Annotated in this window: 16 protein-coding genes; all 16 read right to left on the reverse strand. The window is 33.4% G+C overall.

Annotated features, from left to right (window positions below):
- Positions 1-134: 134 nt before the first annotated feature.
- The 16 genes from B3040_RS03830 to B3040_RS03905 all read right to left on the reverse strand — a co-directional run bounded on the left by B3040_RS03830 (position 135) and on the right by B3040_RS03905 (position 14,844).
- Complete coding sequence (locus tag B3040_RS03830; RefSeq protein WP_291570394.1) at positions 135-923, reverse strand: sirohydrochlorin cobaltochelatase; 789 nt, start codon at positions 921-923, stop codon at positions 135-137.
- 63 nt (positions 924-986) lie between these two features.
- Positions 987-1,496: an ECF transporter S component gene (locus B3040_RS03835; RefSeq protein WP_291570396.1), complete on the reverse strand. Its 510-nt coding sequence runs from the start codon at positions 1,494-1,496 to the stop codon at positions 987-989.
- Between the two features lie 83 nt (positions 1,497-1,579).
- The gene (locus tag B3040_RS03840) at positions 1,580-2,344 is read right to left on the reverse strand and encodes a cobalt-precorrin-6A reductase (protein WP_291570398.1); all 765 of its coding nucleotides are present in this window, start codon (positions 2,342-2,344) and stop codon (positions 1,580-1,582) included.
- Positions 2,341-3,057, reverse strand: coding sequence for a precorrin-3B C(17)-methyltransferase (gene cobJ, locus B3040_RS03845; protein WP_291570400.1), 717 nt, complete (start codon positions 3,055-3,057; stop codon positions 2,341-2,343). Before cobJ ends, B3040_RS03840 begins: the two co-directional genes overlap by 4 nt.
- 156 nt (positions 3,058-3,213) lie before the next feature.
- The gene (cbiG, locus tag B3040_RS03850) at positions 3,214-4,320 is read right to left on the reverse strand and encodes a cobalt-precorrin 5A hydrolase (protein WP_291570402.1); all 1,107 of its coding nucleotides are present in this window, start codon (positions 4,318-4,320) and stop codon (positions 3,214-3,216) included.
- A complete protein-coding gene (gene cobM, locus B3040_RS03855) occupies positions 4,301-5,080 on the reverse strand; it encodes a precorrin-4 C(11)-methyltransferase (protein ID WP_291570405.1) in 780 nt (259 codons plus the stop codon). The genes cbiG and cobM overlap by 20 nt, the downstream gene beginning before the upstream one ends.
- Before the next feature lie 143 nt (positions 5,081-5,223).
- Complete coding sequence (locus B3040_RS03860) at positions 5,224-5,907, reverse strand: cobalt-factor II C(20)-methyltransferase (protein WP_291570407.1); 684 nt, start codon at positions 5,905-5,907, stop codon at positions 5,224-5,226.
- 56 nt (positions 5,908-5,963) lie between these two features.
- Positions 5,964-6,530 (reverse strand): precorrin-6Y C5,15-methyltransferase (decarboxylating) subunit CbiT, encoded by a 567-nt coding sequence (gene cbiT / locus B3040_RS03865; protein WP_291570409.1) that lies wholly within the window; start codon positions 6,528-6,530, stop codon positions 5,964-5,966.
- 141 nt (positions 6,531-6,671) lie between these two features.
- A complete protein-coding gene (cbiE, locus tag B3040_RS03870; protein ID WP_291570411.1) occupies positions 6,672-7,274 on the reverse strand; it encodes a precorrin-6y C5,15-methyltransferase (decarboxylating) subunit CbiE in 603 nt (200 codons plus the stop codon).
- Positions 7,275-7,282: 8 nt separating this feature from the next.
- Positions 7,283-8,428 carry a cobalt-precorrin-5B (C(1))-methyltransferase CbiD gene (gene cbiD, locus B3040_RS03875; protein ID WP_291570414.1) on the reverse strand — a complete coding sequence of 382 codons (1,146 nt, stop codon included), beginning with the start codon at positions 8,426-8,428 and terminating at the stop codon, positions 7,283-7,285.
- Between the two features lie 115 nt (positions 8,429-8,543).
- Positions 8,544-9,173, reverse strand: a complete 630-nt coding sequence (locus B3040_RS03880; RefSeq protein WP_291570484.1) for a precorrin-8X methylmutase — start codon at positions 9,171-9,173, stop codon at positions 8,544-8,546.
- A gap of 20 nt (positions 9,174-9,193) precedes the next feature.
- Positions 9,194-10,660: a cobyrinate a,c-diamide synthase gene (locus B3040_RS03885; RefSeq protein WP_291570416.1), complete on the reverse strand. Its 1,467-nt coding sequence runs from the start codon at positions 10,658-10,660 to the stop codon at positions 9,194-9,196.
- A 10-nt stretch (positions 10,661-10,670) separates the two neighbouring features.
- Entirely contained in the window at positions 10,671-11,639 is a 969-nt protein-coding gene (gene hemB, locus B3040_RS03890; RefSeq protein ID WP_017417008.1) for a porphobilinogen synthase, read from the reverse strand.
- 235 nt (positions 11,640-11,874) lie between these two features.
- Positions 11,875-13,335: a uroporphyrinogen-III C-methyltransferase gene (cobA, locus tag B3040_RS03895; protein ID WP_291570419.1), complete on the reverse strand. Its 1,461-nt coding sequence runs from the start codon at positions 13,333-13,335 to the stop codon at positions 11,875-11,877.
- Positions 13,335-14,216: a hydroxymethylbilane synthase gene (hemC, locus tag B3040_RS03900; RefSeq protein WP_291570421.1), complete on the reverse strand. Its 882-nt coding sequence runs from the start codon at positions 14,214-14,216 to the stop codon at positions 13,335-13,337. The genes cobA and hemC overlap by 1 nt, the downstream gene beginning before the upstream one ends.
- Positions 14,185-14,844: an NAD(P)-dependent oxidoreductase gene (locus B3040_RS03905; RefSeq protein ID WP_291570423.1), complete on the reverse strand. Its 660-nt coding sequence runs from the start codon at positions 14,842-14,844 to the stop codon at positions 14,185-14,187. The genes hemC and B3040_RS03905 overlap by 32 nt, the downstream gene beginning before the upstream one ends.
- Positions 14,845-14,848: the final 4 nt, after the last annotated feature.

Here is a 14,848-nt window from a genome sequence, read left to right on the forward strand (position 1 = left end):
CCCGTGGTATTCGTTACACAAAAAGGTTCCTTAGATAGTAGAGCTATCTAGGAAGCTTTGTTGACGAAGTATAACGCAAAATAGACACTCATACTGACTTAATTATTTTTTGAAGATGCCTTATGCTTAATGCATTAATTACTAATAATCTTCTCTAATAATTTAACGTAAAGCTGTTGAAAACCTTTTATCTCTCCAAGCCCTTTAAGAATACAATTTACCTTAAAGCCTTCTCCTTCTAAGATAGATTTCCAAGAATCTTCTTCATCTGAAGCCATATCATTTCTTGCGTGATCACCACAAACTAACATAAAAGGTATTAGGTTTAAAATTGTATAATTATTTCTCTTTAATAGTGGTATTATCTCTTCAATAGTAGGATATCCTTCAACTGTAGCTATGTGGACATTGGTAGCTCCCATATTTTGTGCTACAGTTTGTAATTGGAAATAGCAAGCATTAGCCTGATGAGCTGTGCCATGAGCCATTAATATGACTCCCTCCCCTTGACTATAGTGAGCTATTTCTTTTCTTAGAGCTTCAAAGGCATTAATATAATCCTCATTTTTGTAAAGTAGTGGAGTAGAAAGTTCTAAAACTTTAAAGTAATTTAACTCTTTCATGGCATTTACTGCATGTTGAATTTTATCATATTCTTCTCCAAATATAATGTGTAATGGCTGAACATAAACCTCTTCATAGCCATCCTTACGCAATTTTTCAAGTGCTTCTGTCACATTATCGACATGATAATTGTCCCTATTTTTAAGCTTTTTTATAATCATATTTGAAGTGAAGGCTCTTCTTACTTCAAATTCTATAAAGGTTTCTTTAATTGCATTTTCTGTTGCTTCGATAGAGTTTTTCAAAGCCTCCTCATAGGATGTTCCAAAACTTACTACTAATATAGCTTTCTTATTCATAGGTTTTTCTCCTCAACATTGTATTTTTCAAATAAACTAAACTTTAGCCTTAGTTCTTTTCACTTATAAATTGCCCTTATATTTTTCCTTTATTGCTTTTGGTATAAAGTAATAAACCATAAAAGCTAATAGTACATTGATTGCTGAAACCACTGTTAAAATTGGAATTAATCCGTAAACCATATCTCCTAAGATTGGTAGTAATACTAAAGTTGATATAGGTCCATTAAATAATGTTCCTACAATTATAGCTACAAAGGCTGCAATAAGGAAATTATTTTTTCTTAACAACTTATAAGCATAAAAAGTTGCTACCATAGTTATTGCCATATTTACTGAAATAATTAAGTGTACTGGTAGGGATAAAGGAAAACCACTTAAAAGTGCAGTAAACAAATGTCCTATTACTGCTACAATAGCTCCACTTATAGGTCCCATAAATATTGTTGCAAAATATGCTGGCATTGCATCAAAAGCTATGCTTCCAAAAATTTTTATATTAGCTCCTACAAAGCTCAACGCAACAAAAAGTGATAAAAGCACAAGTTTTTTTATATTAAAATTAGATTTCATTTTTTCCCCCTAATAATTTTTTACTCACACATTATTTTTTTAGATGGTAGATATCCACAATACATTAACATTTCAAGTTTTGTTTAAAACAAAGCTGATAAAACATACTGTTCTAGTAAATTCAAATCCTTAAATATTAAAGGATACTCTATCTTTGGTCTTCCAATGACAATTATCTTTATATTACATTCAATAGCTCCTTGAAGCTTTTCTAATGTTCCACCTTCAACTCCGCTATCCTTAAGTAGAATCCCTTCAATATCATAATCTAATATAATTGCTTTGTTTAATTCCTTTGAAAAAGGACCCTTCATTGCAATAATATCCTCAACTGGGACTGCTAATTCTTCACATTCCTTTAGCACTTGGGCTGTAGGCAGTATTCTATGAATAATTCTATTTTCTAGGTTTAAACCTATTAGAGTTTTAATATTTCTACTTCCTGTAGTATTCAACAAATTGCCCTTAAAGGAAACCACTTTAGGAAGATCACTATAGTCCTCTATATAATAAAGATTTTCATGTTGTAAAAATTCCTCCACCACAGAAGGTCTTTCATATCTTATATACTTAATAGAAAGGTCTTTGCAAACCTCTAATGCATTTTTAGTTATTTCCTTTGCATAGGGATGAGACCCATCAATAAGAGTATGTACTCCCTTTTCTTTTAGCAAAGCCCTTAATTCTTCTTTTGCAAGAGGCTTATCATTAAGATATTTAAATTTATAATCCTTTAATAAGCTTCCCCCATAGGAACTAGAAGTTGATACTAAAATATCCTCTGTATATTTGTTTAGCATATTTAGTATTAATTTTCCCTCACTAGTTCCTAGAATTAATCCAATCACAGTTTGTAACCCCTTGGAGTAACAAATTTATCCTCTTTATAATAACTGCTGCTATTTCCTATAATAACTATGGACATCATATCAACCACTGAATCATCAAAGGTTTCCAATGTAAAGTTATGTACTTCTTGTCCAGGTCTTAAGGCATTTTTCACTACTGAAACTGGTGTATTTTCATTTCTATATTCTTTTATGATATTTATACATTCCATTAAGTAATGAGGTCTTCCAATACTCTTCGGATTATAAAGAGAAATTACAAAATCCCCATCTGCTGCCATCCTTACACGTTTTTTTATTAATTCATAAGGAGTTAATAAATCACTAAGACTTATGTTGCAATTATCGTGCATTAATGGTGCTCCGAGAACTGATGCTGCTGCTGAAGATGCCGTTACTCCTGGTACTACTTCTACATCCTCTCCCTTAGCCATTTCAAGAATTAACCCTGCCATACCATATATGCCTGCTTCACCAGTGCTGATAATTGCTACAGTGTTATCTTTGCATAACTGAAGTGCTTGTCTGCATCTTTCTTCTTCACCCTTCATTCCAGTAGAAACAACTTCTTTTCCTTCAATTAAATGTTCGATATAAGCAATGTATTTGCTATATCCAACAATAATATTGCTCTCTTTTATAGATTCTACAGCTCTTAAAGTCATATGTTCTTGTCCACCCGGACCAATTCCAATTACATAAAGCTTTCCCATAACTTGCTCCTTTTTATATTGATTTTAATTCGATTTTCTTTATAACATCTATCATCTATTATGATTATAAGTAATAGTTTTTACTTAGCGCTTTTCTTCTTACCAACATGTTCCAACCTGAAGAATCACGTTAAAGTGCCTTAGCTTATATCTAACTTAATCTATTTTCCCAATTGCTAAGGTCATCCCCTTAAAGCTTTCTTTTTCATGAATAACCTTACCCTGTGCAAGTTCAATAACAGGTTCACAAACCGCTCCAACTCCAAGGGTTTTTCTTACAAAATCGCTAGTTTTATATTTATGTTCTATTGGTCTAATTTCTTCTGGAGCAAAAGTACTTATTTCTACCCCTAAACTTTTGCTGAGGTTTAAAATTGCAACCTCTTCTTTTTTAATAGAAACCGTAGCAATACCTGCTACTGCTTTCTCACTTATATTTTTTTCATCAAGGGAAGTTTTAACTGCCAGTTTCATTTCTTCAGGTGAAAAATTTTTCTTGCACCCTATACCTAGAATAATGTGTTTTCTTATAAGTTTTAAAACTGGCATATTTCTTACTTCCTTTTCAAGGGGCAATACTTTTTTTGAAGTTACAACTACAAGCCCTTGTATCTCTTCAATACTGCCTTTGCTAATCTCCCCTTGTGTCCCTAGTTCTACCTGCTTTACTTCCTTATTTCCTTGCAAAGTATTTTCCTGATCTAAAATATTCTTATGAATACTTAAGTAGCCTTTCGGGCAACCTATTGCTTCTTCTTCATCTATAAATCCAACTGCCTTACCTTCTACCAACAGTGCTGCAATTTCTTTGGCCTTATCCATATTCTCAATATAAAGATTATTGTTCACTGCTATCATATCTGGAGCCACCACATCTAAATTGTCTGTAGCTGTAGTTATAATTGCCTCACAACCTAATATTTCACTAATTACTTTTGTAAGGTTATTGGCTCCACCAAGGTGACCACTGAGTAAAGAAATTGCGTATTTAGAGCAGCTATCAATTACTATTACTGCAGGATCACTTTTCTTACTAACCACATGGGGAGCTATTCCCCTTACTGCAATCCCTGTAGAACTAATGAAAATCACTGCATCATTGTTTTCGAAGGCAACTTTACAACACTGTTTAAAATTAAACTCTTTATCCTTACTATTAAATACCGTAAGACTTAGGTTTTTAAACTGATTTGCAAATTGCAAAGAAAGCCTGTTTATTATTTTGTCCCCTAATGCTGTTACACTAATTATGGCTATTTTCATTTTTGCCCGTCCTAAACATATGGGTGAAGTTTTCATCGTATAATAAGCTTTTTTCATAGTTGCAATCTATAAAATCACCAACTAATATTTGAGCTTGCTTTGTGATATTTGCTTCTTTAACTTTTTCAGCTATATCATCTAAAGTTCCTATTACTACCTTTTCATCTTTCCAAGTAGCTCTTTGAATAACAGCTACAGGTACATTTCTTCCATAACCCTTTCTTAACTTCCCCACTACCTTTTCTATCATTCCAACTGATAGGAAAAGTGCCATGGATGCTCCTATTGAAGCTAACCTTTCTAAGTTTTCCTTTTCAGGGACAGGAGTTCTTCCTTCCATTCTAGTTAAAATTACAGTTTGAGATACACTTGGAAGAGTAAACTCTCTATTAATAGAGGCTGCTGCTGCAGTAAAGGAACTTACTCCTGGAACTACCTCATAGTTAATGCTTAGTTTATCTAACTCATCCATTTGCTCTTTAATTGCCCCATATATAGCTGGATCTCCAGTATGTAGCCTTACAATTTTTTTATTTTTCCCTTTTGCTTCAACTATAGTTTCTATAACCTGATTCAAGGTCATTGCAGCAGAATCATGAAGCTTTACATCTTCCCTACAACCCTGAAAATGCTCTCTACTAACTAAGGATCCTGCATAAATAATTACTTCCGCCTCTTCAAGAAGTTTTCTTCCCTTTACGGTTATTAAATCTGGATCCCCAGGTCCTGCACCAATAAAATATACCTTACCACTATCCATCTCTGTACCTCTTTCCTATATACGTGCTATTTTTATATTCTTATCTTCTTATATTGTCATCATGTTATCTTGTTGCATTGCTGTATTCTTATATTTTTATATTTTTATATTTTTATATTGTTATATTCTTATGTTGCTACTTCTTATATTTCCTCATTCCTATGAGCTATTATTAAAGTCATATAGTCTTTATTGTTTAGTATTTCTTCTCTAGTATGGAAGATTTCCTGCCCTTCTCTATAAGCTCTTTTTACTGCAAAGTATTTAAAACCTTCTTTATCTAAGTAGTTTAAAACTTTTTCTTCTTGGTTATAAAACTTCATAACTACTATATACTTCTCATCTTTTACTCTCTCTATTTGGTTTCCTGGTACAATAAGAAGTGGTTCATCTCCAATTACAAGAATCTCTCCTGCAAGGCTAGCACTTGCACAGAAAGAGGTGATTCCTGGCACTGTTTCTGTAGTATAATTTTGTTCTCTTATGTATTTTAAAAGATAAATATAGGTACTATAAATAAATGGATCTCCTATTGTTAAGAACCCTACATTTTTTCCTTGTTGCAAATATTCTTCAATGGTTTTAAAAGCTTCATAAACCTTTTCTTCTTTATCAGGCTTTCCCATTGGGAAATGACTTATTATCACCTTTTGATGTGGCTTTATAAAGTTTTTTGCTGTTTCATAGGCAATACTTGCTCCCCCACCCATGGCACTTGGTGCTATGATTATTTCACAGTTTTCTATTACTTTTATTGCTTTAAGGGTAAGTAAATCCTCTCCCCCTGGTCCAACTCCAATTCCATATAATGTTCCTAATTTACTCATATTCTTCCTCCAATATCTAAGCATCTGATAATAAATAACAAATCAAAGAAGATGCCTTAATTTGCCTTCGTAGCCGTAACTATAAAAATAGGATTTTGTGCCTTCAGCATATAGCTGCTTCCAACGGTTTTTGATACTGCAACTTGCATACATTCTACTGAATATCCCAGTGTTTTTAAGGTATTCATAGCTTTGTATAAATTATCAATAGTTATAAAATTGAGAATCATTTTTCTTCCTGGCATTAACATACGTCCATATTCCTTGATAATAGCTTCAATATTTCCACCGCTACCCCCTATGAATATTCCATGAAACTCACCTTTAATTTTGGGTAATACCTCTAAGGCTTCCCCTTGAATTATTTCTACATTTTGTGCCTTGAACTTTTCCTTATTAACCTTTATAACCTCTAGTGCTTCACTATCCATTTCAATAGCAGTAACTAGTCCCTCTGGGCAGCACTTTGCCATTTGAATAGAAACACTACCTGTACCAGCACCTATATCAAGAAGGTTAAAATTCTCTTCTAGCTCTAATTTTGTAATGGTTAAAATTCTAACCTCTTCTTTAGTCATAGGGCAATTGCCCCTAATGAATTCTTCATCTTTTATAAACTTCACAATATCACTCCACTTTTATACTAAATCTTTATATATATGTTCTATAAATAACCTACATTATAACCTTTAGAGTCAGCTGTATTTGACAACTGCTTGGATGTAGAAAGTTAATTAGAGCTTATATATTAATAAAATTACCATTTAGTGTCTTTCAATATAGATTACAGATAAATTACTATAATCACCCTCAACAATATCCTTAGGACATCCCGCTGTTATTTTTTCATTTTCGTAGGAAAGATTTTCTCCCACCACTACTTCACAGCTTACTTGATTTTCTATCAAAAGCTTGCATAGTGCTTTTGGATTTCTCTCTTTATCCGTAAGCCAAATAGATTTTTTATATTCTCTTACCTTGGTAACAAAATCTTCTTCGCGACCATGAACACTGGATAAGTAAGCATTTTGCCAACTTTTATTTATCTTACTCATTAAATATTGGTAAGAGCTAATTCCAGGAATAACTTGAACTTCTCCTGAATAATTTCTATTTATGTAATCTGTAATTCCATAAAAATTAGGGTCCCCTGAGGCTACAAGAGCTATGATCTTATTAGAGTCTTTCTCTAAAATCTCTATGATATCCTTCAGTGTGGCTTTAGCTTCTTTTTTATTATCGATAAACTCTAAGCTTTCCAATGCTCTTTTAAATCCAAGGATTAAATCACAGTTTTTCATTACCTCTATGGCTTTGGGCAAGATATAATCTCTGTGCCCTGGTCCAAGACCTACTATGTATACCATGTAACTCCTCACTTTCTTGAGTCATATAGAACTCCCTTCTTCATAGAGTACATTATGACCTCAACCTGAATGCTTTCATAAGAATATTGTTCCATTTTCCTTTTTACTTTTTTCCCAATGGATTCATATAACTCTTCATAGCCCTCCCCAAGAAAGTTAACTGCACCCTCTGTGGTTTTTTCTTCATAGACTCTTCTAACTAAATCATTTGGATATCCAAGAAGTGCTAACTCTAAAGCTAAGGTTTCTAGTCTTACATCACAAACTCTACTATGGGTGTTAAAGGCTCCACTAGCAATTTTACAAACCTTACCAATATGACCTACCAGAGTAATTTTCTTAACTTTTCTAGCCATTAAAGTATCTAAGGCAAAACCTACGTAATTTGATATGATTACCATGTTTTCTTCCTTTAGGCTTAGCTCCTTAGCCATATTCTCTCCCATGTTTCCAAAAAGCAAGGTTAACTCCTTGTGTCCACTGGCAAGTTTTTGACTTATTTCTAGTTTAATAGATTCTGTCAAAGACTCCTCAGACATGGGCATTACAATTCCTGTAGTACCTAAAATAGAAATTCCACCTAAAATATTTAATCTTGGGTTGAAAGTCTTTTTTGCAACCTCTTCTCCTTTAGGTACCATAATTGTAATCTCTACCCCATATCCCCTTGGTAATACTTCTCTAACACCTTTTTCTATCATTATTCTAGGAACAGGATTTATAGCTGGTTCTCCTTTTTTAATATAAAGGCCTTCTCCACAAACTACTCCTACTCCTGTTCCCCCTTTTAGTACATATCCTTCTTTACCAAGGGTAGCTCTTGCTTTAATTTCTAATCCATGAGTGTTATCTGGGTCATCGCCCCCATCTTTAATTATTGAGCATTCTACATAATCCTCACCAAATACCACATTAATTATTGAAAGGGTTAATACTATATTCTTTGGAGTATTAAAGGTTATACTCGTAATTACCTGTTTACTATCTCTTAAGCTGTAAACCTGTTCTCCATTGTATTTGTCCGTTATTTTTTTTCCTAATAAATTTGTATAAAGCATCATGGTAGCTGCTTTTGCAGCACCAGTAGCTGCTGACCCAGTAGTAAATCCACACCTTAATTTTTTTCCATTTGCTTCAACATATAAATCTAGCATTTTTCTCACCAACTTTTTACATTGCTTTCCTTAGATTTTACTTAAAAATCTCTATTTTAAATCCAAAGTTCTACCAGGTACCCCTATACTAGCCCTACTCTTCCTTTAACAATGTTTAATCTCTTTGAACTAACATATACATAATAGCGTTCACAATGGCTGCTGCCACATTACTTCCACCTTTACGACCTCTTATAGTTATGTTTGGTATATTATATTTTAAAAGTTCTTCCTTACTTTCCTTAGCTCCAACAAAACCAACTGGAGCTCCTACTACAAATTTAGGAGTTGCCTTTCCTTCTCTTACTAAATCTAATAACTTGAATATAGCTGTTGGTGCATTTCCAAAAACAAATAACTCTACGCCCTCTTCCACAGCTTTTTCAACTCCAGCCATAGACCGGGTAATTCCTCTTTCCTTTGCTATTTTTGCAACTTCTTCATGAGCAACATAACACTTTACTTCACACCCTAGCTTCTTTAGTGCAGCTTTGTTAATGCCAGAAAGAGCCATATTGGTATCTGTATAAATTGTTATTCCACCCTTAAGTAAGGTTTTTGCGCTTTCAATGGCATCCTCACTTATATAGACTATGTTTTGATAATCAAAATCTCCTGTTGTATGTATAGTTCTTTTAACAATTAAAAGCTCTTCCTCACTGAAATTATGTGGAGCCATTTCTTTCCCAATGATTTCAAAACTTCCTCTTTCTATGTCCATAGGGTTTTTAATATATTCCATAATCATCAATCCTTATAACTAAATTATTTCTTTTTCTTATATTCAATAGCCTTATTAATCAGCTGTTGTAAAAAATCTATATTATTAAAAAAATGCACATGTCCATAAGCCCCTAGGGTATTTTTCTTAACATAGCCACAATTCCACTGCTTAACTTCATTAGTATAAGTAGTTTTTTCTAGTGTATAGACTTCCTTTTCTTCTACCTTTACTTTAGATTTATGAAATTCATGGCAATGAATACTAGTGCCAAGCTTTATTAATGGATTTTCTTTTTCAACCTTTATCTTTGCATATCCAAAGTTTTGCAAAGTTTTTGTCAAATAGGAGTGACCTTTAAAAAATCCTACAGTGTCATACTTGCTATCTTTATCAAAAGGTATTATTCCTTCTGTTAGATACATAAGTCCTCCACACTCTGCATAACAAGGTAATCCTTCCTCTAATGCTTTCTTTATTGAGTTAATCATTGACTTATTTTTACTAAGCTCCTCTACAAAAACCTCTGGATATCCCCCTCCAATATATAAAAAGTCCAAATCTTCTGGAATTTCCTTATCCTTTAGAGGGCTAAAGTAAACTATTTCTCCTGTTTGAGCCAGTAACTCTAAATTTTCCTTATAATAAAAACTAAAGGCTTTATCCCTTGCCACACCAATCTTAAGGTTATGGTTATCCATAGTAAACTTGTCTTTATTATCATTAACCTTGCATTCTAATGAACTTCCATGGTTAAAGAAATTACTTGAGGAGTTTATAAAACTCTGTTCACTGTTTTGCTCTGTGCCTCTTGTGCCTTCATTGGATTCTTTAGAAAAGTCTTTTATAAGAGCTTCCATATCTACATTTTCCCTAATATATTCACTACAAAGCTCTATCTTCTTCTCTAAATCCTCAATTTCAGAAGCTTGTACTAATCCTAAATGTCTTGACTCAAGTGCTAAAGCTTCATCCTTTGGAATATATCCATAAACCTTTAAGGAAGTAGCTTTTTCTATAATAGTTTTCAAAAGCTTATAATAAGCCCCTGAAATATTATTTAGTATTACCCCTTTAATCTGAGAATCTTTCACATGTTCATCACAGTAATTTATCATTCCTTGAAGCTCAGCAGCTAAAGTTGCACTTTGTGCTTTGGGGCTTAGAACTAAAATCACTGGTAAGTTCAAGACCTTTGCTACATGAGCTGTAGAGTACTGAGAGTCAATTCCCTTACCATCATAAAGTCCCATTACTCCTTCAACTACCCCTAAGGTGCATTGTCCTCTGGAGTAGGCTTCTAAAACCCCCTGTTTTCCCATTAGAAACAAATCCAAATTTCGTGAAGGTTTTTTAGTTATAACCCCATGAAAAGCCGGGTCAATATAGTCTGGACCAACCTTATAGCCTTGTACCTCATAGCCCATTTTTATAAGGGCTCTCATTAATCCAACAGCTATGGTGGTTTTTCCACCACCACTGCTGTTAGAAGCAACAATAATACTTCTCATATTGCATTCCTTACATTTCATTAAGCCATTTACATGCATCAATGGCACAATAAGTTATTATAATGTCTGCCCCTGCTCTCTTAATTGAGGTAAGCATTTCAAGAGTTGCATTTCTCTCATCTAAAAGCCCATTTTCTACAGCGGCTTTAAGCATTGCATATTCTCCACTTACGTTATAAGCTGCAATTGGCATATTGAATCTATCCTTAACTGCTCTTATGATATCTAAGTAGAATATTGCAGGTTTTACCATAACAATATCTGCACCTTCTTCTATATCTGACTCAACTTCTCTTAAAGCTTCCATATAGTTTGCTGGATCCATTTGATAAGTTTTTCTATCACCAAATTGTGGTGCAGAATCCGCTGCTGCTCTAAATGGACCATACATTGCAGAGCTATATTTAGCACTGTAACTCATAATAGGTATACTTTCAAAGCCATTTTCATCTAATACTTCTCTTATAACACTTACTCTTCCATCCATCATGTCAGAAGGTGCTACCATATCTGCTCCAGCTTTTACATGGGATAGTGCAACCTTTGCAATATATTTTAAGCTTTCATCATTGTGAACTTTTCCATCAACTATAATTCCACAATGTCCATGGCTTGTATATTGACACAAACAAACATCAGTAACTACATACATATCTTTGTCTAGCTCTTTTATCTTTCTAACTGCTCTTTGAACTATACCCATTTCTTCAAAAGCAGAAGTTCCAACTTCATCCTTATGATCTGGTAGTCCAAAAACCATTATTCCTTTAACCTTAGCTCTTTTAACTTCCTCTACTAATTCTCCTAATCTATCCACTGACCAATGATATTGTCCTTTAAGAGAAGATATTTCTTCTTTAATATTTTCTCCTTCCACCACAAAAATTGGTAATATAAAATCATTTGGGTTTAGTATAGTTTCTCTCACTAAACTTCTTATTGCTGCATTCTCTCTTAATCTTCTATGTCTTTTGTACATAATATTTCCTCCTACAATAACTTTTTTTCTAAATAATTTGCTTTATCTGGTTTTCACCTTTATTTCAATAATTTAATTTTATATCAGCATAAATTTTGTAACTTTTAGAATAACTGTCACTCTTTAATAGCACTTTAGATTGTTAAAATGCTTTTCAGCCAAAGATGCAACTCTTCATAAAATTAAACTTGCTTGAAGATTTAATTTTCTTTAGAAGTCTATGAACAAACTGAACTTATTCATTATTTAAAAGGTGTTTTATAACTCCTTCATGACTGCTTTCCTTGCACTGTCCATAGTGTATTCCCTGTTTGTCTAACTCTTTAGAGGTTATAGGTCCAATGGATATAACCTTCTTTTCTTTTATGGCTTCTATGCCAACTAAAGTTATCATATTTTTTACAGTGCTAGGGCTAGTGAAAATTACGGTATCAACTTCTTTAAACTGACCAAGATTATTATTCTCTCCAAGAACAGTTTCATATATGTGACAATCATCAACTTCACAACCTGCTTTAGTTAATGCTTCTACCATGTAAGGTCTTCCATTTTTAGAACGTGGTAATAACACTTTATCTCCAAGTTTTAAAATTGGTTCCATGACTTCAAACAACTTTTCACTCACATATTCATTAGCTGTTAAGTAAGGTACTATTCCTCTTATTCTTACTGCCTTATCACTGGAAGGTCCTATGGTTACAAACTTTGCCCTTATAGTTCTTGTGTCTATATTTTTTTCCATTAATGCATCGAAAAATATATTTGCAGCATTAACGCTGGTTATAACTATATAATGATAGTCTTCTAACTTATGTAGAAAAGGTTCTATATTAGATTTAGTTTCACTGATTTTAATTGAGTTTATCTCAGTAACTTCAGCACCTAACTCCTTTAGCTTTTCACTGATTTCCTCACTTTGTTCCTTTGTTCTAGTAATACAAATATTTCTTCCAAAGAGAGCTTTCCTTTCAAACCAGTTAAGCTTATCATGAAATTTCACTACTTCCCCAATAACAATAATAGCTGGATTTGCTAGGCCCTTAGCTTTAGCTAAAGTTCCTATATCCTTTATAGTTCCTGTAGCCTTTTTTTGCTTAGAAGTAGTTCCTCTCATTACTACAGCAGCTGGAGTACTTTCATCCATTCCATTGCTAATTAGCTCTGTGGTTATTCTTTCTAAGCTTTCAAAGCTCATCATAAATATTAAAGTGCCTTTAAGCTTCGCTATTATAGAAAAATCCAAATTCAGTTTGTCTACACTCTTTCCAGTAAACACATGAAAACCTTGAGCTATTTTTCTGTGGGTCACAGGAATACCACCATAGTTTAAAACTGAAATTGGTGAGGTTATGCCTGGAACTACTTCAAAATCTATATTTTCTTCTAAAAGAGCTAAGGCTTCTTCTCCTCCACGGCCAAAAATGTAAGGATCCCCACCTTTTACCCTGCCTACTGTATGACCTTGTTTTGCTAGAGTTATAAGCATTTCATTAATTTCATCTTGAGTTTTATAGTGGCTTCCTGGTTCCTTACCACAATAATAAATAACTGCATCTTTATTTACATACTTAAGAATACCTTCCCCTGAAAGCCTATCATACATTATGGCTGTACATTTTTTCAGCACTTTTATTGCCTTTAAGGTAATGAGGTCTTCATTACCAGGGCCACCTCCAATTAAATATACTTTACCCATTAGTTCCTCCCACTGGTAAGTATTTTATCAGCAAGTTCCTTACCTAAATTTATATAGTCTTCTTTATTCCCACTTACACTATCCTTAATAAGCTTTCCTTCTACCTCATAAATGCCTACTACATTTAGTGTATTCCCGTGAAGAGTTGCATAAGCTCCAATAGTGCAATTGCAATCTCCCTTAAGTTCTCTCATAAAGCTTCTTTCAGCTTCAACACAAAGCCTTACTATTGGATTATCTAAAGTCTTGAAAGCTTCACTATTTTTGCAATTCTCATGAATTTCTATTCCAAGAGCTCCTTGACCAATAGCTGGCACCATTTCATTTGGCTCAAAATAATCTGTAATGATGCTTTCCATACCAAGTCTTTTTAGTCCTGCAGCTGCTAGAATAATTCCATCTAGATTCTCACGTTCTATCTTATCGATCCTAGTTTGTACATTTCCTCTAATTGGAACAATTTCAATATCTGGTCTTAGTAGTTGAAGTTGCGATGCTCTTCTTTTACTACTAGTTCCTACTCTTGCTCCTTGTTTTAAATCCTTAAATTTTACACCCTTCATAGAAACAAAAGCATCTCTCACATCTTCCCTTACAGGCATGGCTGCAATTTCAAAGCCCTCTGGCATTTCATAGGGCACATCCTTCATGCTATGAACTCCTGCATCAGCATGACCTTCTAGTATTGCTTTTTCTAGTTCCTTAATAAATAAGCCCTTACCACCTATTTTATCAAGAGTCACATCTAATCTTTGATCTCCCAAAGTATCTGTTAAGACTTTTTCGCAAGTAATATTATGAAACTTCTTAACAAGCTCTATAACATACTCTGTTTGCACTAAGGCTAACTTACTCTTTCTTGTAGCTATCTTCAAATTCAATACTCTCACCCCCGTAAAATAAATCTAATACCTGCTCACCGTAACTCTTTTGAAAGAAAAATAAAAAGTCTTCGGAAGAAACAAAATTTAAAACTTCTAACCTTTTAGGAAAGTCCTTCATACTCCTTCTCAGCTCAGTTACAAAGGAAACATAAGCATCATAGGTAGCTACGTACTCCTTTATTTTATTAGCTAAAAATTGTGAAGTTTTAGGACTCTTACCTTTAAGCCTTACTCCTATCCTAACTTCCTTACTTGAGGTCATTGCACATAGGGTTGCCATTGATTCTTCTGGTATTGTTGTATCAATATAAACCTTGCAATTGCTATCACATAATTCTCTAATGTGCTTATTTATCCTGTTGTCACTAGTGCAAATCACAACTAAGTGGCAAGTGTTAATAAGATAATCCTCAAAATTCCCTATTGTGATCTTTAACTTTTCAGACTTTAAACTGAAAAGTTCTTCCTTAAAGATTGGTGCAATACAGTGTACTGTAAACCCCTTTTTTAAAAAGGATTTAGCTTTAACTAAGGCTGATGTTCCACCACCTACTATTAGTACCTTTACCTTCTCAGAATTTAAACAAAGAAAAGTAAAATCTTCAGAATTATTCTCTTTATTCATAGTA

It is taken from the genome of Clostridium sp. UBA4548, assembly GCF_002387895.1.
Classification (GTDB): Bacteria; Bacillota; Clostridia; order Clostridiales; family Clostridiaceae; genus Clostridium_J.